Below are 23,053 nucleotides of genomic sequence, written 5' to 3'. Positions count from 1 at the left end.
GGTGACGCCGGTCCGTCGTGGACGGTCAGACCGCGATCGCGACCTCGGTCAGGTTGCCCTGGGAGGCGACCACCTGGCGGTCCACGGTCTGGCCCGGGACGAGCGCCCGCAGGGTCCACTTGCCCGGGCGGGCGAAGAACCGGAACTGGCCGGTCGCCGAGGTGGGCACCTCCGCCGTGAACTCGCCGCCCTCGTCGAGCAGTCGGACGTAGCCGTTGACCGGCTCGCCGTCGCGGGTCACGGAACCCTGGATGATCGTCTCGTTCGCCACGTCAACTCCTGCCAGGTCCGGCCCACCGGCCTTCGCACCGCACATGTCTTGTCTTCCCTTCAGCCTTACGGGTGGAGCGGGCGGCTCAGTTGCCGAGCTCGATCGGCACGCCGACGAGGCTGCCGTACTCGGTCCAGGAACCGTCGTAGTTCTTCACGTTCTCCTGGCCGAGCAGCTCGTGCAGGACGAACCAGGTGAGCGCGGAGCGCTCGCCGATGCGGCAGTAGGCGATGGTGTCCTTCGCCAGGTCGACGCCCTCGGCCTCGTACAGGGCCTTGAGCTCGTCGTCGCTCTTGAAGGTGCCGTCGTCGTTGGCGTTCTTCGCCCACGGGATGTTGCGCGCGGAGGGCACGTGGCCGGGGCGCTGCGACTGCTCCTGCGGGAGGTGGGCCGGGGCGAGCAGCTTGCCGGAGAACTCGTCGGGCGAGCGGACGTCGACCAGGTTGAGGGTGCCGATGGCGGCGATCACGTCGTCGCGGAAGGCGCGGATCGAGGAGTCGACGGCCTGCGCCGTGTACTCGGTCGCGGCGCGCTGCGGCACCTCGGAGACCAGGTCGCGGGAATCGAGCTCCCACTTCTTGCGGCCGCCGTCGAGCAGGCGGACGTCACCGTGGCCGTACAGCTTGAAGTACCAGTAGGCGTACGAGGCGAACCAGTTGTTGTTGCCGCCGTAGAGGACGACGGTGTCGTCGTTGGCGATGCCCTTGGCGCTGAGCAGCGCCTCGAAGCCGGCCTGGTCGATGAAGTCGCGGCGGACCGGGTCCTGGAGGTCGGACTTCCAGTCGATCCGGACGGCGTTGCGGATGTGGTTCTTGTCGTAGGCGGAGGTGTCCTCGTCGACCTCGACGATGACGACCTTCGGGTCGTCCAGGCGGGCCTGGACCCAGTCGGCGTCGACCAGGACGTCGCTGCGGCTCATGGTGATGTTCTCCATCCGGGGGCGGTTTGCGGAAGGTGGTGCTGCTGGTGGCTGCTTCGGGTGCTGCGGCGCAGCGGGGGTGCGGCCGCCCGCCGGACGCCGGTCCGAATTCCTGTCCGAATACTGGGACATGCGGCGGCGTGCGGTGCGAGCGGGCGAGAGGTGCGGAGCAGGGCGGCCGCGCCCGGCCCGAGGGGCCGGCACAGGTCACCGGAGAAATCGGCGGCGGGCGGCAACTGCCCTGCCAGGACGCCGAGTCAGCGCATTCGACACAGACAGGCGGCCACGCGGCACAGGTCTACCGCCCGCCGCTTCGTGAGGTCCGTCTGTCGCTTCATGCCAACGATGCTAGGGACACCCGGCGCCCGCTGTCATCAGCGTATCGAATACCGAGATCAGATCGCTCGAATGCTGGGATTTGACCCTCTCATGGGCGTCCGGAACCGGCCACGGCCCGGACGAGGGGGCCCCGGGGGCCGGTCCCGGGGCGGGAACAGCACCGCTCCGCGACCGGCGCTGGACAGCGCGTCTCGCGGAGCGGAACGGTGGACGGCGGGGTCCGGTCAGCCGATGAGCTTGACGTCCTTGCCGTCGAAGGCCAGCCGGAAGCCCTCCTCCTGCGGTGTCACCGAGGCGAGGTTCAACCCGGCGGGCAGCGCGGAGAGGGTGAAGCTGATCGGGTCGATGGCCTGGTCGGACACCCCGGCGAGCAACGAGGCCATCGCGCTCATCCGGAAGCCGTCCACCGTCACGGTGTTCCCCTTGTTGTGCACCGAGGCCTCGCCGACCGGGAACGGCCCGAGCGAGGCCTTGACCTTGCCCGGCCCGCCGTAGGAGAGGGTCAGCCTGGTGTTGGCGCCGAGCGAGAGCCGGCCCGCGTTCGGCACCAGTTCCGAGGCCGGCGGCAGCAGCCGCGACAGGTCCGCGTAGTCGATCAGCCCCGAACCGGAACCGGTGTCCACGGTGGCGCTGCTCATGTTGTCGCTGACCTCGACACCGGAAAGTCTGGCCGAGAAGGAGTGCAGCGCGACCTTGTCCTTGCCCTCGCCGACGGTCAGCCCGTCCGCGGAGATCCGCACATCGTCCAGCTTCTGCGAGACGACCTGGGTGAGGAACGGGAAGCCCTCGATCGACACGTGCGGCTTCTGGCTCATCCGGCCGCTCTTCAGGATCTGGTCGGCCGCCTCGTCCTCGGCGACCCCCACGGCTATCCGGTCGGCGCCCACCAGCACCCCCGAGAGCACCACCAGGCCGATCGTCGCCTTCAGCCAGCCGCGCATCGCTCTCCCCCGTCGTCGCCGGTCGCCGTCGTTCGCTGTCGTTCGCTGTCGTTCGTTCCGGTGCGCTGTCCGCCACCGTCCCCGCACCGCGGTCGTACTCCGGTCGTGCCGCGGTCGGTGCTCGCGGCGGCGGATCCGGGCACTCCGGTACGACCGCTCCGCACGACCGTACGACGTCCCGCCCCGGAGCATGGTTCCGGAGCGGGACGCCGTGGGGAAGGCCGCCGCGGCGGCCGCGGTCAGCCGAGCAGGTCCGTGGCGATCCACACCAGCGGCGCCGCGACGGCGAGCGGCAGCGCCACGCCGGCCGTCATGTGCACGAACCGGGACGGGAAGTCGTACCCCGCCACCCGGCGACCGATCAGCGCGCCGAGACCGGCCGCCGCGCCCAGCGCCGGCGGGGCGCCGACCGCGAGACCCAGCCCGACCGCCGCGAGCAGCCCCAGCAGGGGTCCCAGCCACTTCGGCCCGGGCAGCGGCGCGGCCGCCAGCAGCGTCGCCAGCGCGACCGCCCCGACCGCGGCCGGCACCCAGTCGGCCAGCAGCAGCGCGGTGCAGAGCACCGTCACCACGGTGGCCGAACCGAGCACCGTGAGCGCGTAGAACCGCTCCTTCGGATCGGCCGGCCGGAACGTCTGCAGCACCAGGACCAGCAGGAAGAACCCGCCGAGCGTGCCGACCACCGCGGCGATGCCGCCGTCCCCGTCGGCCAGCAGCACCGCCGCGTCGGCCACCACGCCGGACAGCGCGGCCAGCGCGATGCCCTGCCGGGCCGGCCACATGCCGTTCAGCCGGAACCAGCCGGCCGCGGTCAGGCCCTGGAGCAGCACCAGGACCAGGGCGAGCGGGATCTGGCCGAGCGCCGCGCCACCGGCCAGCAGGGCGGCGGCGCCGGCCGTGATCAGCGCCGGCTGGAGGCCGGGGTCGTTGATCGGCGAACCGGTCCGGACGGCGGGCGCCGCCGGGGCCGCGGCCCGGACCGGGGCCGGGGCCGGGGCCGGGGCAGGCGCCGGGGCGGTGAACGGCGCGGCCGGCGCCACGGGGGCGCCGGGGCCACCGGGTGCCGCGTGCGGGTTCTGCGCGGCGCGGGCCGCCCTGGCCGCGCGGGCGGCGGCCGGGTCGGTCAGCACCGGGGCCGGCGGCTCCGGGCGCTTCAGGGTCATGGTCGGCTGGTCCAGGCCCTGCCCCTGGTCCGGCACCGGCGCCTGGGCCTGGGCCTGGGCCGGCGCCTGCATCGGGGCCTGGGGGTGGGACGGGGCGCGGTCCCGCGCCGGGCCCTGACCGTACGGGGCACCGGCCGGGGCCTGGCCCTGCGGCCGGCCGTGCCGGGCCCGGGGCTGCGGCCGGGTCTGCGGCTGCGGCTGGGCGTGGCCGGGCGGCACCGCACCGGACACCCGCACGGGCGGGAGCAGCGCCGTCGCGGTGTCGTCCAGCGGCGGCACCGGCGGGAGCAGCGCCGTCGCGGCGTCGTCCAGCGGCGGCACCGGCGGCAGCAACGCCGTCGCGGCGTCGTCCACGGCCGGACCGCCGCCCGGCCCCGCCCCGTACGGCGACTGCGCGTACGGCTGCTGACCGTAGGCCTGCTGACCGTACGGCTGCTGCTGCGGGTACCCCGCCGGCTGCGCCGACGGTCCGCCGTACGACGGTGCGCCCGCCCCGGGGGCGTGCGGCTGCGCCGCGAGCCCCTGCTGCGCATAGGGATCCGGCGCGTACCCCTGCTGGGGGGCGTACGGATACGGCGGCTGCTGCGGGTGGTACCCCTGCGCCCCCGGCTGCTGCGGCCGCGCCTGCCCCGGCCCGGACTGCCCCGGCTGCTGTTGCAGCTGCGGCGGCTGCCCGTACGGGTACTGCGGTTGCTGCGGTTGCTGCGGCGGCTGCTGGGGGTGCTGCCGCGGCCGGCCCTCGGGGGTCCCGTTCGTCCCGGTCATGCCGCTCACCCGCCCGCGAACGGCGGGAGGACCTCGACGGTGCCGCCCTCGCTGAGTGCCACCGTCGTGTGGTCACGGCCGCCCACCGGCGAACCGTCCACCAGGTAGGAGCAGTGGCCGAGCAGCAGGACCAGCTTCGGCCGGTCGGCGTGCCGCGCCTTGGCCTCCGCCAGCGCCTCGGCCAGGGTCGCCGCCAGGTACGGCTCCTCGGCCAGCCCGGCCTCCGACTTCGCCGCCGCCCAGTAGCGGATGGTTCCGCTCACCCGAACGGCGGCCGCCGGGTCGTGCCCGGTGGTCGCGCCCATGGCAACCCCTTCTCGTCGTCCTCGCCCGTTCCCGGGTACCCCGGCCGGGTCCACCACCGGAGGTGTCCGCGCCTCGCCCGAAAGGTGTACGCGCACGGTGCCGCCGATGTGCGTCCCATGATGGCGTGTTCGCCCGCACGAGCGGCAATCGCCCTGGCCCGGTCCCCGGCGGCGCCGTCGCGAAGCTGTGGCGGGACTCACCCGGGGCGGGCCCCGAAAGGGCCGAACCGCCGGGTCGGAGCCCTCCCGGCCCGGGGACCGGTCGGCTATCCTCGACCCCTGAGGGATCCGGGCAGAGTCGCCCCCGGGTCCTTTTGTGCTTTCAGGACGCCAGTACGGACGTTCTTGCGAATCGTCGGCCCACCCCCGGCGGTCCGCGGGAACCGCCCCCGCCACGCACGGCACAACGACGTGCCGGACCCGGCAGGGGCGTCGGACAACCCCGGCTCCGGGCCGCCGCCCGGGACGGGCCAGGACCGGAAGGTTCGCGGGATGAACAGGGCAGAAACGGTGCATCGCGGGTTGCGGGACCCCCGGCACGTGCCCCGTTCCGCCGTCCGCGCCGTCGGGTCCGGCGGTTCCCGCCCGGCGTCCCCCTCCTCCCCCTCACCAGCACGTGCGCCATCCGGCTGTGGCGGCAGCCGGAACGCGACCGCGACGACCCGGAAAGGGGACTACCGGGTATGAGTTCTCTGCTCCTCCTCACCAACGCGCTGCAGCCCTCCGCGGAGGTACTGCCCGCGCTCGGCCTGCTGCTGCACAGCGTCCGGGTGGCGCCCGCCGAGGGTGCCGCCCTGGTCGACACCCCCAGCGCCGACGTCATCCTGGTGGACGGCAGGCGCGACCTGCCGCAGATCCGCAGCCTCTGCCAGCTGCTGCGCTCCACCGGCATCGGCTGCCCGCTCATCCTGGTGGTGACCGAGGGCGGCCTCGCCGCCGTCACCGCGGAGTGGGGCATCGACGACGTCCTGCTCGACACCGCCGGCCCGGCCGAGGTCGAGGCCCGGCTGCGGCTGGCCCTCGGGCGGCTCCAGGTGACCACCGACGACAGCCCGATGGAGATCCGCAACGGCGACCTCTCGGTCGACGAGGCGACCTACTCGGCCAAGCTCAAGGGCCGGGTGCTCGACCTCACCTTCAAGGAGTTCGAGCTGCTCAAGTACCTCGCCCAGCACCCCGGCCGGGTCTTCACCCGGGCGCAGCTGCTGCAGGAGGTCTGGGGCTACGACTACTTCGGCGGCACCCGGACGGTCGACGTGCACGTCCGACGGCTGCGGGCCAAGCTCGGCGTCGAGCACGAGGGCCTGATCGGCACCGTCCGCAACGTCGGCTACCGCTTCGTCGTCCCGGAGAAGCCGGACAAGGGCGAGCGTCCCGACCAGGCCGCCCGGCGCCCCGCGACGGTCCTGGAAGCCTGACCGGCGGGCCGGGCGGGACCACTCCGCGCCGCCCGGCCCGGCCTGTCCGGATTCGCCCCACCCCGTCCGGCGGACGCCGCACGATCGCCCCTGGCCGGGGGCGATCCCCACTGCCCCGCCGCACGCCACACGCGTAGACTCCCCCCGTGGCCAAAGTGACGCGCGACGATGTAGCCCGACTGGCTGGTACCTCGACCGCGGTCGTCAGCTACGTGATCAACAACGGGCCGCGGCCGGTCGCGCCCGCCACCCGGGAGAAGGTGCTCGCCGCGATCGAGCAGCTCGGCTACCGGCCGAACAGCGTCGCGCAGGCGATGGCCTCCCGCCGCACCAACCTCATCGGCATGGTCGTCCCGGACGCCCGCCAGCCGTTCTTCGCCGAGATGGCGCACGCCGTGGAACGGGCCGCCTCCGAACGCGGCAAGCTGGTGCTGATCGGCAACTCCGACTACGTCGACGACCGCGAGGTCCACTACGTCCGCGCCTTCCTCGGCATGCGGGTCTCCGGCCTGATCCTGGTCAGCCAGGGCCCCTCCCAGCGGGCCGCCGAGGAGTTCGCCGCCATGGAGGGGGCCAAGGTCGTGCTGCTGCACCGCCGCCCCGAGGCGATCGACGACGTCGCGGTGGTCACCGACGACGTGGGCGGCGCCGAGACCGTCGTCCGCCACCTGCTGGAGGTGCACGGGCACCCGTACGTGGCCTGCTTCGGCGGCCCGGTCGAGTCCCCCGCCCCCGGCGACCCGGTCATCGACCACGTCGAGGGCTGGCAGCGCGCCATGGACGCGCACGGCCTGCCGACCGAACCGCACCTGATCGACGCGCCCTTCCACCGCTACGGCGCCTACGAGGTCGCCCTCGGCGTGCTGCGCTCCGGGAACCGCCCGCCGGCGATCTTCTGCTCCACCGACGACCAGGCCATCGGCGTGCTGCGGGCCGCCCGCGAGGTGGGCCTGCGGGTGCCGGAGGACCTCGCCGTGGCCGGCTTCGACGACGTGCCGGAGGCCGCGCTCGCCGACCCGCCGCTGACCACCGTCGCCTCCGACCGCGACGCGATGGCCCGGGCCGCGGTGGACCTCGTCCTGGACGACTCGCTGATGGTGCCCGGCTCGGACACCGAGCGGGTCCGCAAGTTCCCGTCGCGCCTGGTCGTACGGCGTTCCTGCGGCTGCTCCCCGGACGGCGACAACCCCTAGGCCGGGCCTGCGCCTGACCAGGCTTTATGAGAAGTCAACGGGCTTCTCGGACCCTTCTGAGCGCACTCTCACCGGATTCTCATCCACCGGGCGGACGTTGGTCGCCATGAGCGATCACCAGCAGTGGCAGCACCGCACCGACGGCCCCCACGACGGACCGTCCGAGCCCCCGGCGGGGCCCTCCCGGGACCGGATCATCCCGGGCACCGTGCTCGGCGGCAGCCGGTACGAGCGCACCGGGGACGCGAGCACCGCGTACGCGAACGCCGGGGAGCCGAGCACCGGGGACCCGAGCACCGCGTACGCGAGCACCGAACACGGCAGCGCCGGGTACGGCAGCGCCGCCCACCCCGCCGCCGGCACCCCGCCCCCTCCCCCGCTCCCGCCGTTCCCGCCCGAGCCGGCCGGCCCGGCCCCGTCCGGGGGCCCCGGCCACCGGGCCCGGCGCGGCCTGCTGCGCGGACGGCTCGCCCTGGTCACCGCCGTCGCCGCGGTCGCCGCCGTGCTCGGCGGCGTCACCGGCGGCGTCGTCGCCGCCCAGGACCACGGCTCCGTGAGCCGCACCGGCACCGTCGCCAGCCCGGTCGCCGCCCGTTCCGACGGCAGCGCCGACGTCGCGGCCGTCGCCGCCGCCGTCTCGCCCAGCGTCGTCCAGATCACCGTGCAGACCGCGAACGGCACCGCCACCGGCACCGGCGTGGTCCTCACCGCCGGCGGCCAGATCCTCACCAACTACCACGTGGTCTCCGGCGCGGCCGACGGCGGCCGGATCACCGTCACCTTCCACGACGGCTCCACCGCCGGCGCCGCCCTCACCGGCACCGACAAGAGCCTGGACGCCGCCGTGATCACCGCGAGCGGCGCCAAGCAGCTCACCCCCGCCGTGCTCGGCGACTCCTCCGCCGTCTCGGTCGGCGACCCGGTCGTCGCCATCGGCAACCCCGAGGGCCTCACCGGCACCGTCACCTCCGGCATCATCAGCGCCGAGCACCGCGAGGTCACCGTCCAGCTCGACGAGGGCACCACCAGCGGCAACGGCGGCTTCGGCCTCCCCAACCTGCCCGGCCTGCGCGGCAACGCCCCGCAGAGCGGCGGCAGCACCGCCACCTACCAGGCCTTCCAGACCGACGCCGCGCTCAACCCGGGCAACTCCGGCGGCCCGCTGATCAACGCCTCGGGGCAGGTCATCGGCATCAACTCGGCCATGTACTCGCCGAGCGGATCGAGCGCCACCGCCGGCGGCACCGGGGCCGGCAGCGTCGGCCTCGGCTTCGCCATCCCGATCGACGACATCAAGCAGGTGCTGCCCCGGCTGCAGTCCGGCCAGAACGTCTGAGCACGTCCGACAATTGACCCGAGCAGGGCCTCCCGCCACCAGAAAGGGCAACCGCCGATGACCCCGTCCGCCGACGACCGCACCCCCGCCGAGCCCGGGCAGCAGAGCACCGCCCGGCTCCTCGTGGTCGACGACGAACCCGCCCTCCGGGACGCCCTGGAGAGCAGCCTCGTCTTCGAGGGCTACGAGGTCGCCACCGCCACCGACGGCTACGAGGCCCTCGAATCCGTCGAACGCGACCGGCCGGACCTCGTCCTGCTCGACATCATGATGCCCCGGATGGACGGCCTCACCGCCGTCCGCCGGATGCGCTCCCGCGGCGACACCGTCCCGGTGCTGATGCTCACCGCCCGCGACGCCGTCGGCGACCGGGTCACCGGCCTCGACGTGGGCGCCGACGACTACCTCGCCAAGCCCTTCGAACTCGACGAGCTGCTCGCCCGGGTGCGCGCCCTGCTGCGGCGCAACGCGCTCGCCAACGAGGCCGCCGCCCGGGCGGCGGCCGTCGAGGAGGAGACCGACGTCCTGGCCTTCGCGGACCTGCGGATGAACACCGCCACCCGCGAGGTCACCCGGTCCGGCCGGCCGGTCGAACTGACCCGCACCGAGTTCATGCTGCTGGAGATGTTCCTCGCCCACCCCCGCCAGGTGCTCACCCGGGAGCAGATCCTCAAGGCGGTCTGGGGCTTCGACTTCGAGCCCTCCTCCAACTCGCTGGACGTGTACGTGATGTACCTGCGCCGCAAGACCGAGCAGGGCGGCCTGCCCCGGGTCATCCAGACCGTCCGCGGGGTCGGCTACGCACTCCGCCCGGCCGCCGGCACCGCGGCGTGAGCCCCACCGTCCCGCCGCCGCCGCTCACCCCGCCGCGCATCCCGCGCCGCGGCCGCCTCACCACCTGGTACCGCGCCCGCTCCCTGCGCAGCCGGCTCACCTTCCTCACCACGGCGGCGGTCGCGGTCGCGATCGCCGCCTCGGCACTGGCCTGCTGGTTCATCGTCGAGCAGCGGATGTACAGCGTGGTCCGCAGCGATCTGGAGGACGTGCGCGGACCGCTGCCCCGTCCCAACCTCAAGGACTGCGCCGCCACACCACAGGCAGCTCTGAAGAACGTCCAGACATCGCCCCAGCTCCCACCCACCAACATCTCGGCGCCCCGCGACACCCAATTCGTCGTCATCGTCGGCCAGTCGTCCCTGGTCTGTCTGCCCCCGATGGCCACCCGGGCCATGGTCCTCGACCCCGGTGACGTCCGCGCGCTGGATCTCGACCCGAACCACTTCCTGATCCGGGACGGCCACTACACCAACGGCGATCCAGCCATGATCAGAATCTCCGGCGCCCGGCTGGACACCGGCCAACCCACACTGGTCATGGTTGCCGCTCCCACCAAGGCCGTCGACGAATCCCTCCGCCAGCTCGCCTTCGTCCTCGGCGGCGTCGCCCTGGGCGGCATCATCCTCGCCGCCGTCGCCGGGCGACTCGTCGCCCGCTCCGCGCTCAAGCCGGTCGACCAGCTCACCGACGCCGTCGAGCACATCGCCCGCACCGAGGAGGTCGGCACCACCATCGCGGTCCAGGGCGACGACGAGATCGCCCGGCTCTCCACCTCGTTCAACTCCATGAGCACCGCGCTCGCCAACTCCCGCGAACGGCAGACCCGGCTGATCGCCGACGCGGGCCACGAGCTGCGCACCCCGCTCACCTCGCTGCGCACCAACGTCGATCTGCTGATCCGCAGCGACGACACGGGCCGGCCGCTGCCGCCCGCCACCCGCACCAAGCTGCTCGGCAACATGAAGGCCCAGATGCAGGAGCTCACCGTGCTGATCGGCGACCTGCTCCAGCTCTCCCGCCCGGACTCCCCCAAGCCGGTCCGCACGCTCTCCGTGGTGGCCCTGCACGAGATCGCCGAACGGGCCGTCGAGCGCGCGAAGCTGCGCGGCCCGGCGCTGGTCTTCGAGACCTCCACCGCGCCCTGGTTCGTGCACGCCGACGCCGCCGGACTGGAGCGGGCGGTGATCAACCTGCTGGACAACGCGGTCAAGTACAGCCCGCCCGGCGGCACCATCGCGGTCCGGCTCGACGGGGGCGTGCTGACCGTCCGCGACCACGGTCCCGGCATCCCGCAGGACGAGCTGCCGTACGTCTTCGACCGGTTCTGGCGCTCCCCGTCCTCGCGCCAGCTCCCCGGCTCCGGCCTCGGCCTGTCGATCGTCGCGCAGACCGTCCGGGAGGCCGGCGGCGAGGTGTCGCTCGGACCGGCGCAGGACGGCGGCCCGGGCGCGCTGGCCACCGTGCGGCTGCCCGGCGGCCCCTCCCCCGAGTGAGACCGGGCGCCGACCGCCGGACCTGGACGCGGGCACGAAGAGGGCACGAAAAAAGGGCGGGGCGCCCCGACAGCGCCCCGCCCCGGCCGGCTCACGGCCAGCGACCCTCGACTAGTCGAGGACGCTGCCCGGGCCGATGACCTTGATGCGGTCCTGCGCCGGCGCCTTCAGCGGCGCGGCGGCCGAGCTGTTGGCACCGAGGTAGGCGGCGAAGACGTCCAGGTCGGAGGCGCCCACGAGCTTGTCGGTACCGGCCGCGAAGGCCGGGAAGCCGTCGCCGCCGCCGGCCAGGAACTCATTGGCCGCGACCCGGTACTTGGCGGCCGGGTCGACCGGCGCGCCGTTCAGGCGGATCGAGTCGACGACGACCCGGTCGGCGCCCTTGTTGCGCATGTCCAGGGTGTAGGTGAGGCCCTTGGACGGCTGCAGGATCTTCGGCGAGGCGTCGTTGGAGCCGCTCACCTGCTGCTGCAGCAGCTGGATCAGCTGGGCCCCGGTCAGCGTCTTGACCTGCATCATGTTGGTGAACGGCTGGACGGTGAACGCCTCGCCGTAGGTCACCACGCCGTCGCCCTCGGCGCCGCTCTGCTTGTAGACCAGGTCGGAGCGGATGCCGCCGGGGTTCATGAAGGCGACCTGCGCGCCGCCCTTGTCGGCGGCCGCGAGACCGGCCTGCTGGGCGTCGGCGATGACGTCGCCGAGCGGCTTCTCCGGGTCGTTGTTGCCACGGCCGTTGATGTCCGAGGCGATGTAGCCCAGCGGACGGTTGGCGATCGGGGCGGCGAGCTTGGAGTAGTGCGAGATCAGCTCCGTCATGTCCGGAGCCTTCTCGACGGTCCGGCGCACGATGTGGTTCTCGGCCTTGACCGACGGGCGGACGATCGCGCCGGTGGTCTTGTCGAGCTTCAGGTCGATCTCGGTGTACAGCCGGCCGAACGAGGCGGCGCTGGTCACCGAACGCGGCACGCCCTGCGGGTCGGGGATGGTGCAGGAGTACGCGTTGTGGGTGTGGCCGGTGACGATGGCGCCGACCGCCGGGTCGATCTTCTTGGCGATGTCGACGATCGGGCCGGAGATGCCCTCGCCGGCCGCGCCGCAGTCGTAGTTGTAGGTGCTGCTGGCCGGCAGACCGCCCTCGTGGATCAGCGCGACGATCGAGTTGACGCCCTTGGCCTTCAGCTCGGCGGCGTACTTGTTGATCGTGCTGACCTCGTTGGCGAACTTGAGGCCCTTGACGCCCTCGGCGGTCACGATGTTCGGCGTGCCCTCCAGGGTGACGCCGATGAAGCCGACCTTCACGCCCTGCGACTTGGTCACCCAGTACGGGGCCAGCAGCGGCTTGCCGGTCTTCTCGTTGGTGACGTTGGCCGAGAGGTAGTTGAAGTTGGCGCCCTTGAACGTGCGCCCCTCCTCGTAGCAGCCGTCGGTCGGGTGGCAGCCGCCGTCCTGGAGCCGGAGCAGCTCGGCGGAGCCCTCGTCGAACTCGTGGTTGCCGACCGAGGTGACGTCCAGGCCGAGCTTGTCCAGCGCCTCGATGGTGGGCTCGTCGTGGAACAGCGCGGAGGTCAGCGGCGAGGCGCCGACCAGGTCGCCGGCGGCGACGGTGATCGAGTCGTCCGCGGGGATGCGGGCCTGGCGCAGCGCGGTGGCCAGGTACTCGATGCCGCCGGCCGGGGTGTTGACCGGCTGGCCGGTGACCGGGTCGATCTCCCGGATGGTGCCGGAGGAACCGGCCGGGGGCTCCAGGTTGCCGTGCAGGTCGTTGATGGCCAGCAACTGGAGGTTGACGGTCTTGGGCTTCTTGGCGGTCGCGGCCTGGGCCGCGGACGGCATGGCCACCGTGCCGACGAGGCCGCCGGCGGCGACGACGGCCAACGCAGACCGTCGGGTTCTGACGGAGAGCATGTAGGGGGTCCCCTGCACCTGTGAGAGCGCCCAGCTGTGGACAGGCCCGGGCGCGCGAGACGAGTGTCGTTGCGCGAGTGCAGCCTAGGGTCAACGCGCGTAGCTGTCAGGCCCCTGGACGTAACGACAGGGTTACCTACTGACGAATCGTCGTTGGATTCCGACCGCCGCGCGGCCGTGCGCACCGCCCGCCGGACCGGCGCGCCGGGGCGCGCGTCCGGGGCCCGGGAGCGCGCCCCGGGCCCGTCGGCCCCGGGCTCAGATCCCCGGCTCGGCCGCCAACTGGTGCTCGGCGCGGGCCCGTTCGGCCACCGCGTCCTCGGTCATCGCCCGGTCGGTGTAGACCAGTGGGCGCTCCGCCTCGGTGATGATGTGCTTCACCACCTGGACGTTGCCGTTGACGTCCCAGACCGCGATGCCCGGCGAAAGTGTGGGGATGATCTCCACCGCCCAGCGGGGCAGACCGAGCACCCGCCCGGTGGCCCGCGCCTCCTCGGCCTTCTGCATGTAGATCGTCCGGGTGGAGGCCATCTTGAGGATCGCCGAGGCCTCCTTGGCCGCCGCCCCGTCCACCACGTCCGACAGGTGGTGCACCACGGCCACGAAGGACAGGCCGAGCCGACGGCCGAACTTCAGCAGCCGCTGGAACAGCTGGGCGACGAAGGGGCTGTTGATGATGTGCCACGCCTCCTCGACCAGGAAGATCCGCTTCTTGCGGTCCGGCCTGATCCAGGTGTGCTCCAGCCAGACGCCGACGATCGCCATCAGGATCGGCATCGCGATCGAGTTGCGGTCGATGTGCGACAGGTCGAAGACGATCAGCGGCGCGTCCAGGTCGATGCCGTCGGTGGTCGACCCGTCGAACATGCCCCGCAGGTCACCGTCGACCAGCCGGTCCAGCACCAGCGCCACGTCCAGGCCCCAGGACTGCACCTCGTCCACGGCCACGCCCAGCGACTCCACCGAGGAGAGGTCGGGGTTGCGCAGGGTGTCGATGATGTCGTCCAGCACCGGCTGGCGGTCCCGGACCGTCGCCACCACGTGCCCGTGCGCGGCCTTCAGCGCGAAGCCGGCCCGCTCCTCCAGACCGCGCCCCATCGCCACCTCGACGATGGTCCGCAGCAGCGACAGCTGCCCGGTCTGGGTGATCGCCGGGTCCAGCGGATTGAGCTTCACCCCGCCGTCCCTGGCCGCCATCGGGTCCAGCCGGATCGACTTTATGCCCAGCGCGTTCGCGATCAGGTTCCACTCGCCGACCCCGTCCTCGCCCTGCGCGTCCAGGACCACCACCTGCCGGTCCCGGAACCGCAGCTGGCGCAGCACATAGGTCTTCTCCAGCGCCGACTTGCCGTTGCCGGACTCCCCCAGCACCAGCCAGTGCGGGGCGGGCAGCTGCTGGCCGTACAGCTGGAACGGGTCGTACACGTACCCCTTGCCGCTGTACACCTCGCGCCCGATGATCACCCCGGAGTCGCCCAGCCCGGGCGCGGCGGTCGGCAGGTACACCGCCTGCGCCTGGCCGGTCGAGGTGCGCACCGGCAGCCGGGTGGTCTCCACCTTGCCGAACGCCAGGCTGGTGAACGCTTCGGTGAGGTTGCCGATCGCCATACGGGGGCCTCCAGATCAGTCGCTCGGCCGGGACCCGCTCAGCGGCGGATACCGGTGGCGAACGGCAGGGTGTTGACGAACGCGCGGTGGTGCTCGCGGTCGCACCACTCCAGCTTCAGATAGCTCTTGCCGGCCGAGGCCCGGATCGTCCGCTTGTCCCGGGCCAGCGCGTCCGGATTGCGCGAGGAGACCGTGATGTACCCGACCAGGTTCACGCCGGCCGCGCCGGACGCCAGGTCGTCGCCCCGCTGGTCCACCCGGCCGGTGTGGGCCAGGTCGCGCGGGTCCACCGTGCGGTTCATCTTGGCGGCGCGGCTGGCCTCCGCCTCGTCGTTGGTCTTCTCGGTGAGCATCCGCTCGATGGCGACATCGGTCGGTTCCAGGTCCATCGTCACCGCCACCGTCCGGATCACGTCCGGGGTGTGCACCAGCAGCGGCGCCAGGAAGTTGACACCGACCGGGGTCAGCGGCCACTCCTTGATCCACGCGGTGGCGTGGCACCACGGCTCCCGGGTCGCCGACTCCCGGGTCTTCGCCTGGAGGAACTGCGGGTGCGTGGCGTCCAGCTCGGCCGGCCAGGCGTTGCGCCTGGACATCGCCTGGATGTGGTCGATCGGGTGGTCCGGGTCGTACATCGAGTGCAGCAGCGAGGAGAGCCGCGCCTGGCCCAGCGGCTGCCGCACCCGGATGTCCGCCTCCGCCAGCCGGGCGCAGATGTCGGTCAGCTCGCGGGCCATCACCGAGGCGAGACCCTCGTCGTCCCGGGCCCGCCGGCCGGTGGCCGTCCGCCCCATCGCGTGCGCCTCGGCGGCGAGGTCCCGGGTGTAGTGCATGCACGCCACCAGGTACGCCCGGTGCTGCTCGGACGAGGTCGACACCATCGACTGCAACTGGTCGTACGAGTCCTTCAGCCAGTTCGGCGCGCCCGGGTCGCCGCGCCGCTCCACGTCCTTGGCGTGCGCGTCCGGGTCGGCCGGCAGGGTCCGGGCCAGGATCTGCAGCCGGGTCACGAAGCCGTCCCCGTTCGCGACGTGCTTCAGCAGCGTCCCGAACCGGTCGACCAGCGCCTCCTGGTCCTCCGAGTCCCGCAGCCCGACGCCCGGGCCCTCGATCTCGATCGCCGCCGTCACCGTGCGCCGCTCCAGGTGCATCAGCACCCCGACCTCGTCCGGCCCGAACGGCGCCGACAGCCAGCGCAGCCGCCCCACCCCGGGCGGCGGGCCGATCTCCACCTCACGGCCGTCCAGGCGGGTCCCGGCGTCGACCGCGTCCGACTTCCACACCGCCCGCCCGCTGCGGACCGTCCGCCGGTAGGTGCGGTTGATCTCCACCCACTTGTAGAACGTCCGGCGCCGGTACGGCACGTACACGGCCGCGATCGCCAGCGCCGGCAGACCCACCAGACCCCCGATGCGCAACGGCAGGACCGGCATCAGCAGACCCCAGAGCATGCCGAGGAACGCGCCGAAGATGATCAGCACGATCTCCCCGGACTCCCGGTTCCGGCCGATCGGCGCGTTCGGGCGGGCCTTGCCGATCAGGTAGGTGCGGCGCTGGTGCACGTACGGCTGGGCGTACTGGGCCCCGTACTGGCCGAGCGGTTCGCTGCTCACTTACCCGTCACCCTCCCTTCGCTGGATTGCTGTCGCGGATCGGACCCGAGGCCTGGGCCGGCGGCCCGGCCTGCGGCGGCGGCGAGGGCGCCCGGGACGCGTGGGCGGCGATGCCCGGGGCGACCGAACCGCCGCCGGCGGCCCCACCGCCCCCGCCGCCCGGCGCGCCGCGCTCGCCGTGGGTGCTGATGCCCTGCCGCATGAAGTTCGCGGTCCCGTTGATCATCGCCGACCCGGCGGACACCGCGCTCGCCCGGGCGTGACGCATGTTCATGATCTCGTCGCCGAAGCCCGGCACGAAGCGGTAGACGGCGGCGCTCGCGAAGATCGACAGGAACAGGATCGCCAGCCCCGACAGCACCCGGGCGAAGTCGTCGCTCGCCCCCGCCCCGGCCGACACCGCCCCGGCCAGTCCGAGGATGATCACGATGATCGGCTTCGCCAGGTCCACCGCCAGCATCACCCCCGCCCAGCGGCGCACGTGCTTCCACAGCTGCTTGTCCACCAGCCCCGCGTACACCGCCGTCCCCAGCAGCGCGCCCACGTACAGCATCGCCGCCCGGATCAGCAGCTCGATCCAGAGCACCGCCGCGGCCAGCACGGCCACCAGCGAGGTGATGATCAGGATCAGTGGCCCGCCGCCGATGTCACCCTTCTCCAGGGTGTCCGCGAACCCGCCCAGGTACGTCCCGGTGTCCGACTTCGTCCCCACCGCGATCGCCTTGGTCAGCCCGTCGGTCGCGCTCACCACCGTGTACAGGATCAACGGCGTGAACGCCGACGCCACCACCGTCAGCCAGAGGAACCCGATCGCCTCCGAGATCGCCGTCGTCAACGGCGCCCCGCGCACCGCCCGCTTGGTCACCGCGAGCAGCCACAGCACCAGCGTGACGACCGTCGACGCGGCGAACACCACCGCGTACTGCTGCAGGAACGACGCGTTGGTGAAGTCCACCTCCGTCGTCCCGTCGATCGCCCCCGACAGCTTCCGCACCACCCACACCGCCGCCTGGGCGCACCCCTTCGCCAGCGCCCCCAACGGGTCCGTCACCGTCCCGACCGTCCCGCTCCCGGGGATCACCACGGCACCGTTCGGGGCACAACCCGCATCGCTCCCGGGGATCGGGAGGTCCACCTTCTGACAGGTGGCCGACGGAGAGGGCGACGGCGTCCCCGTCGGGGACGGCTCGGCGAAGACGCGCTGCGCCGCGAGCAGGGCCGCGAGCTGTACGGTCGCCAGCGCTCCCGCCAGCGTTCCCGCACGGCGGACGGCGGGCCGGACGGCACCGCCGTGCCCCGTTCGGCGGCCGGCCGGCCGGTCGGCGGTCAGGTCAACGGGCATAGCGGAAACCCCCGAGCTGCTGGACGGCGCCGGTGATCTCCTCGGCGGTGGCGGCCTGTTCGTCGCCCGGCATGGGCGCGGGCCCCTGCCGGCTTGCGTAGTCCGTGAGCTTCCAGTCTCCGCCCGTCCAGCGCAGATCGAGGGTGAGCGTGAACCAGCTCGCCACCACCGGCTGCACCGAGCGTTCGCCGGCCAGACCGTTCAGACCGGTGCACCAGACCTCGACCTTGGTCTCGGTGTCGGTGTAGCCGACCGCCCTGGCTCCGACCGGGACGGTGCGACTGACGAAGGTGAGGCCCTTCGGCGCGCGGCCCTGGGCGTCCAGCCCGTAGCGGGCCACCGTGTCGGCACCGAACCCCTGGTCCAGCCGGGACTGCAGGGCCTGGGCGGCGGCCGGGTCGGCGATGGTGCTGACGATGGTGCGGCGGCTGTCCGCGCGAAACATCTCGGCGGAGCCGATGGCCACGGCGTAGTTGGCGGCGGCGGACTGGGCGCCCCCGTCGGTGTGCGGGAAGCCGGTGGCGATGCCGTTGACGGTGGTGCTCACCGGCTGGTCCCCGCTGGGCGCGGGGCCCGCCCCCGACGTGGCGGTGGCCGCGGCGGCCCGGTCGGCGGAGCGTCCGGCGGCGGAACCGCCGGGGTCGGGCTTGCCCCGGTTGGCGATGGAGATCGCCAGCACGAGCAGGGTGACGACCACCAGGACGGTCAGCAGGGTCCGCAGCGGCCGCGCCTGACGGGCGCTCCCCTGCGAGGAGGGCTGTTCGCCGACCGGCAGCCGCGTACGGGTGTGCGGCTGGTCGTCGGACAACGGCACGGCGGCCCTCCTGGTGCGGGGAGCCGGGGGCGGCTCCGGGGGCCCCTCCGACCGTGGGCGGGCGGGAGGGAAGGGGTGGTGGATGGATTCCCGGCGTGACGCCGGACATGCGCGGACGCCCGGCCGGACGGTCCGGCAGTCGGACGGTCAGACGATCGGACAGGTCGACCGGCAAGGATGCCGCGCCGTCCGCCGGCGCGTCACAACGGTCCGCCCGGTGGGCGCCGTCGGCTCCGCCCCGGCTGTCCGCTCCGCCTGTCCGGCCCGCGCTGCCCGATCGTCAGATCGCCATGCCGTACACAATGGTGAACAGAGTGCCAAGTGATCCAATGATGAACACGCCGGTCAGGCCGGCGATGATCAGCCCCTTGCCCTGTTCGGCACCGAAACTGTCACGCATCGCGGTGGCGCCGATCCGCTGCTTGGCGGCACCCCAGACGGCGAGGCCGAGGCAGGCCAGGATCGCCACGGCCATGACGACCTCGACCATCACCCGGGCCTCCGAGCCGAGACTCGCGAACGGACCCCAGTCCGGGGCGATCCCGCCGATGATGGTGTCGATATTCGGCTTCTTTGGAGGGTCCTCGGCCAGGTGGCCGATCGCGATGCTGTGCACGCTGCTCTGGTTCATTTCCATCTCACCGCCCGATCAGGCAAATTCAAGGGCCCAGACCCCGCCCGCGCGAAGGGTCGGTACCTATTCTTGGCCAGATCTGATGTCGACTTGGCTGCTTCTCGCGGATTGGTCGTGAGGCATCGGACATGTACGCGAGGATGTCCACCGCACGAAGGATAGCGCTCACTCTTTGTATCTCTGATGATTGCGGTGAGCAACGCCTTCCGGGACACTTCGACTGACGATTCGTCGGGATGGTGCTGATGGTACTCCGGAAGGGCGCTACGGCCGCCGCTGCCGCAGGAGTTGTCGCGGTCGGCTTCGTCGGGCTGGTGACGTTCGGGACGTATGCGGCGAGCGGGACTCCGCAGCGCCAGGGCAATGCGGCCGGACTCTCCCCGGGAACCGTTCCGGCCGCGTACCAAGGCCCGATCGAACAGTGGGGCCGGCTCTGCCCCGATCTCTCCCCCCCGTTGCTCGCGGCGCAGTTGTACCAGGAAAGCGGTTTCGACCCACGGGCCCGTTCCGGGGTCGGGGCGGAGGGACTGGCGCAGTTCATGCCGGCCACCTGGGCGACGTACGGCACGGACGGCAACAACGACGGCCGGAAGGACCCCTGGGAGCCGCTGGACGCGATCGCCTCGGCCGCCACCTTCGACTGCGCGCTCGCCACCTACGTCGGCAAGGTCCCGGGCGACCGCCAGTCGAACATGCTGGCCGCCTACAACGCCGGGCCGGGCGCGGTGACGAAGTACCAGGGCGTGCCGCCCTACCGGGAGACCCAGGGATACGTGCGGAACATCCTGGCCACCGCCCGCAGCTTCGCCGCCCCGGACGCACCGGTGGAGGTCTCCGCGCAGTCCGCCGGGGCGATCTACTTCGCCCAGGGCAAGCTCGGCACCCCGTACCTGTGGGGCGGGGACGGGCTCGCCTGGCAGAACGGGCGGTTCGACTGCTCCGGGCTCACCAAGGCGGCGTTCGAGAGCGTCGGCATCATCCTGCCCCGGGTCGCCAACGACCAGTGGTACGCCGGCCCGCACCCGTCCCGCGACCAGCTGCGACCGGGTGACCTGGTGTTCTGGGCGACCGATCTGACCGACCCGCGCTCCATCCACCACGTCGGCATCTACGTCGGCGGCGGGTACATGATCAACGCCCCGCACACCGGTGCGGTGATCCGCTACGACAAGATCGACACCAAGGAGTACATCGGCGCCACCCGGGTGACCTCGGACGCCGCCCAGGCCCTGCCGAACCGCAACGCCGAGGGCGGGGTGATCGCCCCCAGCCGCCCCGGCGACCCGGCGGCAACCCCGGCCCCGGCCACGACCCCGGCACCCGGCACTCCGGGGCCGACCGCGCCCGGCAGCCCCGCCCCCGCGGCGCCGGCGGCCCAGGCGGCACAGGCGGCCCCGGCCGCCCGGCCCACCGCGGTCGCCGCCACCGGACCGGCCGGTTCCGGTCAAACCCCCGCAAAGAACTGATCCGCGACCGCCCGGCCGGTGTGCGCGCCGCGTGGACGCTGAGTCAAGTTTCCATAACCGCGCGTTTCCGTGGAACGCTGTCCGTCGGTTATGACGTTGTGTCCGTTGGCCTTCCGTCAGCCGCCCTGACCTGGGCGACGGCGGACGGGCCACGGCCGGAACGATCCAGGTGCAGCGGACCAGAAGGAGGTGCGGCGTGTCGACGCCGCTTGCCGACACGACCAACCCCGACCTCGGCCTGCTCTACGCCGTCAACGGCCTGGCCAAACACGCCCCGGCCCGACTGGACCACCTGGTCTCCTGGATCGGCGAGTACGGCATCCTGATCGGCCTCGCACTGCTGGGCCTGGTCGGCTGGCTGCAGGCCCGGCGGCGTCCGGACGCCCCGGTGGCGGTCGCCGGACTGCTCTGGGCCCCGCTGTCGGTCGCCATCGCCGAGCTCGCCAACCTGCCGATCGCGGCGATCGTGGACCGCCCCCGGCCCTTCGTCGACCACCCCGACCTGGAGGTGCTGGTCGAGGGCAAGGCCGGCACCTACTCCTTCGTCAGCGACCACTCCACGATGTCGATGGGCATCGCGGTGGCACTCTTCCTGGTGAACCGGCGGCTGGGCTGGATCGCCGGCGGCCTGGCCCTGCTGCAGGGCTTCTGCCGGATGTACATGGGCGTCCACTACCCCACCGACGTGATCGGCGGCTTCGCGCTGGCCGTCGCCGTGGTGCTGCTGCTGGCGCCGATCGCGATGGCCGTGCTCGTCCCGCTCTGCCACGCCCTGACCCGCACCCCGCTCGCCCCGCTGGTCCGCGCCCGACGGCGCGGCGAGTCCGGCGGCGGCGGGCGGGGACCCGGGCGCGGTGGACGGGGGCGACGCGGCGGCGGAACGCGCGGCACGGTCCGCGCCGAGGAACCGCGGCCCGAGTCCGACCTGGCCGCGTGATCCGCACGGCCCGCCCTACGCCGGGGCGGCGCCGTGACCGGCCAGGTGGTCGTCGGCCTCGCGGCGGGCGAGGTCGCGCGAGCGCCGGGCCGGGGAGAACCAGCCGCAGCTGCAGGTCGCGAAGCAGAAGGAACCGCGTTCGCTGATCGCGACACGGTGCTCGGGCATCCGGGCAGTGCCGGAAACGTCCGGCAGCTCACTGTGCACGTGGTTCACGGTAACGCGCCGGGCCACCGGCGCGCGACATCCGGAACGCGCCGGGTCCCGCGTAACCCCTCACGCCCCAACTCGTTTGCCCGGAAAGAGCTCTGCCCACCCCCTGGTGGTGGCCGGCGGGGCAGTCGGGCCCGAGGGGGTTTCGCGAGGATGAAGATGACCGACCAGCAGCGCACCGGCCGAACGGTCGGCCGGGCGGAGCGGCGGCCGCGGCCGGCGGCGGGGGCCGTGCTGCTCGCCGCCGTCCTCACCGGCGCGGCCGGACTGGCCGGCTGCTCGCCGGACAGCGCCGGGGGCGCCTCGGCCGACCAGCAGGCCAGCAGCACCCCGGACCAGCTCTCCACCGACCCGCTGACGGCGGTCCGGGGCACCGCGGACATCACCGGCCGGGCCGGTTCGGCGCACGCCGCCACCGAGCTGGTGACCGAGTCCGCCGACAAGAAGGCCGTCTTCACCGGCACCGGCGGCTACGACTACGTGAAGCGGATCGGCCGGCTGGAGGTGCAGGTGCCGCCCGGTGCGGCGACCACCGGCAAGATCGTCGAGGTGCTGCTGCCCGGCACCGTCTACCTCCAGAACAGCGGCGCCAAGGTGCCGGAGGGCAAGTGGGTCAAGCTGGACGTCCGCCAGCTGCCGGACGGCAACCTGGTCAGCGGTGGCGCCACCGACCCGGCCTCCGCCGCGGGCGCGCTGCGCGGGGCGCAGAAGGCCGAGGCGGTGGGCACCGAGACGGTCGACGGGGTGCCGCTGAAGCACTTCCGCGGCACCCTGGACCTCGCCAAGGCGGCCGACGCCACCGGCGGACGGGGTGGGGACGGCCTGCGGATGGGGGCGCAGACCTTCACCGTGAAGGACGTGCCCTACGACGCCTGGCTGGACGACCAGGGCCGGCTGCACAAGGTGGTCGAGGTCTTCACCTTCGCCGGGGTGGCCGGGTCCAAGGAGGCGAAGGACCAGGTGAAGGTGGTCTCGACCACCACACTGACGGACTTCGGCAAGCCGGTGGAGGCCGCCGAGCCCGCCGCCTCGGACATCTTCACCATGAAACCCGGTGAGAGCCCGAAGTAGCTCGGCGTGGGAGGCCGCCGGTCCGGGTGGGCCCGGGAGTCCCGGAGCCCACCCGTTTCGGCGGCGCCGAGATGGCCCGTCCGTGCCATGTGGACGGGCTCCGAAGTGCCTAGGCTGGACGTCGGGTGGCTGCCGCCCGGGCTGGTGAGGCGCTGAAGGGGTGGTGCAGGTGATGGCGTCCACGGGCGACCGCAGCGGCGGCCACGACGACGCGGCCCTCGACGAGATCGAGCTGGCCGGTGAGCTGATGATCGCCGCCACGGCCAGCAGCGGTGACCGGCTGCCGACCGAGCGGATCGACGAGGTGCTGCTCGACCGGCCCGACGTCGGCCCGGTACCCGCATCCGCGCCGGAGCCGGCGGACCCGCGGGAGCTGCCGGACCCGCGGACGTCGTCGGACCCGCAGGCGTCACCGGACCCGCGGGACCCGTAGGCCCTGCGGCACCCGGACCGCCGGCGCCGCCGGCCGC

General features: G+C 73.1%; 22 protein-coding genes. 9 read left to right on the top strand and 13 right to left on the bottom strand.

The features are described 5' to 3' along the window. Window positions 1-25: 25 nt before the first annotated feature. From BLU95_RS21515 to BLU95_RS21495, 6 genes are all read right to left on the bottom strand, one after another. On the bottom strand, window positions 26-316 hold the full coding sequence (locus BLU95_RS21515; protein WP_093861460.1) for a DUF1416 domain-containing protein: 291 nt from the start codon (window positions 314-316) through the stop codon (window positions 26-28). A gap of 40 nt (window positions 317-356) precedes the next feature. After that, window positions 357-1,190: a sulfurtransferase gene (locus BLU95_RS21510; RefSeq protein WP_093861459.1), complete on the bottom strand. Its 834-nt coding sequence runs from the start codon at window positions 1,188-1,190 to the stop codon at window positions 357-359. Between the two features lie 257 nt (window positions 1,191-1,447). Next, window positions 1,448-1,528, bottom strand: a complete 81-nt coding sequence (locus BLU95_RS45585) for an Ms5788A family Cys-rich leader peptide (protein ID WP_350517234.1) — start codon at window positions 1,526-1,528, stop codon at window positions 1,448-1,450. A gap of 225 nt (window positions 1,529-1,753) precedes the next feature. Beyond that, window positions 1,754-2,470, bottom strand: coding sequence for an LmeA family phospholipid-binding protein (locus tag BLU95_RS21505; protein ID WP_159424966.1), 717 nt, complete (start codon window positions 2,468-2,470; stop codon window positions 1,754-1,756). A 239-nt stretch (window positions 2,471-2,709) separates the two neighbouring features. Beyond that, window positions 2,710-4,398: a hypothetical protein gene (locus BLU95_RS21500; protein WP_093861457.1), complete on the bottom strand. Its 1,689-nt coding sequence runs from the start codon at window positions 4,396-4,398 to the stop codon at window positions 2,710-2,712. A 5-nt stretch (window positions 4,399-4,403) separates the two neighbouring features. Further along, window positions 4,404-4,703 (bottom strand): MoaD/ThiS family protein, encoded by a 300-nt coding sequence (locus tag BLU95_RS21495; protein WP_093861456.1) that lies wholly within the window; start codon window positions 4,701-4,703, stop codon window positions 4,404-4,406. A gap of 683 nt (window positions 4,704-5,386) precedes the next feature. On the opposite strand from BLU95_RS21495, the gene BLU95_RS21490 reads away from it, so the two are divergent. From BLU95_RS21490 to BLU95_RS21470, 5 genes are all read left to right on the top strand, one after another. Then, window positions 5,387-6,121: a response regulator transcription factor gene (locus BLU95_RS21490; RefSeq protein WP_093861455.1), complete on the top strand. Its 735-nt coding sequence runs from the start codon at window positions 5,387-5,389 to the stop codon at window positions 6,119-6,121. A gap of 146 nt (window positions 6,122-6,267) precedes the next feature. Next, window positions 6,268-7,314: a LacI family DNA-binding transcriptional regulator gene (locus BLU95_RS21485; RefSeq protein WP_093861454.1), complete on the top strand. Its 1,047-nt coding sequence runs from the start codon at window positions 6,268-6,270 to the stop codon at window positions 7,312-7,314. A 106-nt stretch (window positions 7,315-7,420) separates the two neighbouring features. Next, window positions 7,421-8,650 carry a S1C family serine protease gene (locus BLU95_RS21480; protein WP_093861453.1) on the top strand — a complete coding sequence of 410 codons (1,230 nt, stop codon included), beginning with the start codon at window positions 7,421-7,423 and terminating at the stop codon, window positions 8,648-8,650. A 57-nt stretch (window positions 8,651-8,707) separates the two neighbouring features. Next, complete coding sequence (locus BLU95_RS21475) at window positions 8,708-9,484, top strand: response regulator transcription factor (RefSeq protein WP_093861452.1); 777 nt, start codon at window positions 8,708-8,710, stop codon at window positions 9,482-9,484. After that, on the top strand, window positions 9,481-10,980 hold the full coding sequence (locus tag BLU95_RS21470) for a sensor histidine kinase (RefSeq protein ID WP_502689737.1): 1,500 nt from the start codon (window positions 9,481-9,483) through the stop codon (window positions 10,978-10,980). The genes BLU95_RS21475 and BLU95_RS21470 overlap by 4 nt, the downstream gene beginning before the upstream one ends. A gap of 111 nt (window positions 10,981-11,091) precedes the next feature. Here the strand turns inward: BLU95_RS21470 and BLU95_RS21465 are convergent, their stop codons facing one another. The 6 genes from BLU95_RS21465 to BLU95_RS21440 form a co-directional block, all read right to left on the bottom strand. Further along, window positions 11,092-12,885, bottom strand: coding sequence for a bifunctional metallophosphatase/5'-nucleotidase (locus BLU95_RS21465; protein WP_093861451.1), 1,794 nt, complete (start codon window positions 12,883-12,885; stop codon window positions 11,092-11,094). Between the two features lie 258 nt (window positions 12,886-13,143). Further along, window positions 13,144-14,493: an ATP-binding protein gene (locus tag BLU95_RS21460; RefSeq protein WP_093861450.1), complete on the bottom strand. Its 1,350-nt coding sequence runs from the start codon at window positions 14,491-14,493 to the stop codon at window positions 13,144-13,146. A 38-nt stretch (window positions 14,494-14,531) separates the two neighbouring features. After that, a complete protein-coding gene (locus BLU95_RS21455) occupies window positions 14,532-16,106 on the bottom strand; it encodes an SCO6880 family protein (protein WP_231977721.1) in 1,575 nt (524 codons plus the stop codon). Window positions 16,107-16,113: 7 nt separating this feature from the next. Continuing rightward, window positions 16,114-17,448 (bottom strand): hypothetical protein, encoded by a 1,335-nt coding sequence (locus BLU95_RS21450; protein WP_231977720.1) that lies wholly within the window; start codon window positions 17,446-17,448, stop codon window positions 16,114-16,116. Further along, the gene (locus BLU95_RS21445; RefSeq protein WP_231977719.1) at window positions 17,438-18,262 is read right to left on the bottom strand and encodes a DUF8175 domain-containg protein; all 825 of its coding nucleotides are present in this window, start codon (window positions 18,260-18,262) and stop codon (window positions 17,438-17,440) included. The genes BLU95_RS21450 and BLU95_RS21445 overlap by 11 nt, the downstream gene beginning before the upstream one ends. Window positions 18,263-18,542: 280 nt before the next feature. Further along, on the bottom strand, window positions 18,543-18,893 hold the full coding sequence (locus BLU95_RS21440; RefSeq protein ID WP_045941228.1) for a DUF8827 family protein: 351 nt from the start codon (window positions 18,891-18,893) through the stop codon (window positions 18,543-18,545). Between the two features lie 239 nt (window positions 18,894-19,132). Between BLU95_RS21440 and BLU95_RS21435 the strand changes: the two genes are divergently transcribed. Together BLU95_RS21435 and BLU95_RS21430 are read left to right on the top strand one after the other, a co-directional pair. Further along, window positions 19,133-20,362 (top strand): C40 family peptidase, encoded by a 1,230-nt coding sequence (locus BLU95_RS21435; protein WP_400754062.1) that lies wholly within the window; start codon window positions 19,133-19,135, stop codon window positions 20,360-20,362. 196 nt (window positions 20,363-20,558) lie between these two features. After that, entirely contained in the window at window positions 20,559-21,299 is a 741-nt protein-coding gene (locus BLU95_RS21430) for a phosphatase PAP2 family protein (protein ID WP_231977718.1), read from the top strand. A gap of 15 nt (window positions 21,300-21,314) precedes the next feature. Here the strand turns inward: BLU95_RS21430 and BLU95_RS21425 are convergent, their stop codons facing one another. Beyond that, entirely contained in the window at window positions 21,315-21,467 is a 153-nt protein-coding gene (locus BLU95_RS21425) for a hypothetical protein (RefSeq protein ID WP_173862094.1), read from the bottom strand. A gap of 204 nt (window positions 21,468-21,671) precedes the next feature. On the opposite strand from BLU95_RS21425, the gene BLU95_RS21420 reads away from it, so the two are divergent. Together BLU95_RS21420 and BLU95_RS21415 are read left to right on the top strand one after the other, a co-directional pair. Next, window positions 21,672-22,583, top strand: coding sequence for an SCO4651 family lipoprotein (locus BLU95_RS21420; RefSeq protein WP_093861447.1), 912 nt, complete (start codon window positions 21,672-21,674; stop codon window positions 22,581-22,583). A 172-nt stretch (window positions 22,584-22,755) separates the two neighbouring features. After that, window positions 22,756-23,016, top strand: coding sequence for a hypothetical protein (locus tag BLU95_RS21415; protein WP_107452684.1), 261 nt, complete (start codon window positions 22,756-22,758; stop codon window positions 23,014-23,016). Window positions 23,017-23,053 lie beyond the last annotated feature (37 nt).

The sequence above is a fragment of the Streptomyces sp. TLI_053 genome, from assembly GCF_900105395.1.
Taxonomy (GTDB): domain Bacteria; phylum Actinomycetota; class Actinomycetes; order Streptomycetales; family Streptomycetaceae; genus Kitasatospora.
The sequence above is the reverse complement of the archived record's forward strand: the minus strand, read 5'-3'. Positions and strand labels throughout refer to the sequence as shown.

Bases quoted from the DNA above. Each gene is read 5' to 3' on its own strand.
- BLU95_RS21515 (WP_093861460.1), bottom strand. From the start codon at position 316: ATGTGCGGTGCGAAGGCCGGTGGGCCGGACCTGGCAGGAGTTGACGTG.
- BLU95_RS21510 (WP_093861459.1), bottom strand. From the start codon at position 1,190: ATGAGCCGCAGCGACGTCCTGGTCGACGCCGACTGGGTCCAGGCCCGC.
- BLU95_RS45585 (WP_350517234.1), bottom strand. From the start codon at position 1,528: ATGAAGCGACAGACGGACCTCACGAAGCGGCGGGCGGTAGACCTGTGC.
- BLU95_RS21505 (WP_159424966.1), bottom strand. From the start codon at position 2,470: ATGCGCGGCTGGCTGAAGGCGACGATCGGCCTGGTGGTGCTCTCGGGG.
- BLU95_RS21500 (WP_093861457.1), bottom strand. From the start codon at position 4,398: ATGACCGGGACGAACGGGACCCCCGAGGGCCGGCCGCGGCAGCACCCC.
- BLU95_RS21495 (WP_093861456.1), bottom strand. From the start codon at position 4,703: ATGGGCGCGACCACCGGGCACGACCCGGCGGCCGCCGTTCGGGTGAGC.
- BLU95_RS21490 (WP_093861455.1), top strand. From the start codon at position 5,387: ATGAGTTCTCTGCTCCTCCTCACCAACGCGCTGCAGCCCTCCGCGGAG.
- BLU95_RS21480 (WP_093861453.1), top strand. From the start codon at position 7,421: ATGAGCGATCACCAGCAGTGGCAGCACCGCACCGACGGCCCCCACGAC.
- BLU95_RS21475 (WP_093861452.1), top strand. From the start codon at position 8,708: ATGACCCCGTCCGCCGACGACCGCACCCCCGCCGAGCCCGGGCAGCAG.
- BLU95_RS21465 (WP_093861451.1), bottom strand. From the start codon at position 12,885: ATGCTCTCCGTCAGAACCCGACGGTCTGCGTTGGCCGTCGTCGCCGCC.
- BLU95_RS21460 (WP_093861450.1), bottom strand. From the start codon at position 14,493: ATGGCGATCGGCAACCTCACCGAAGCGTTCACCAGCCTGGCGTTCGGC.
- BLU95_RS21450 (WP_231977720.1), bottom strand. From the start codon at position 17,448: ATGCCCGTTGACCTGACCGCCGACCGGCCGGCCGGCCGCCGAACGGGG.
- BLU95_RS21440 (WP_045941228.1), bottom strand. From the start codon at position 18,893: ATGAACCAGAGCAGCGTGCACAGCATCGCGATCGGCCACCTGGCCGAG.
- BLU95_RS21435 (WP_400754062.1), top strand. From the start codon at position 19,133: ATGGTGCTGATGGTACTCCGGAAGGGCGCTACGGCCGCCGCTGCCGCA.
- BLU95_RS21425 (WP_173862094.1), bottom strand. From the start codon at position 21,467: ATGCCCGAGCACCGTGTCGCGATCAGCGAACGCGGTTCCTTCTGCTTC.
- BLU95_RS21420 (WP_093861447.1), top strand. From the start codon at position 21,672: ATGACCGACCAGCAGCGCACCGGCCGAACGGTCGGCCGGGCGGAGCGG.
- BLU95_RS21415 (WP_107452684.1), top strand. From the start codon at position 22,756: ATGGCGTCCACGGGCGACCGCAGCGGCGGCCACGACGACGCGGCCCTC.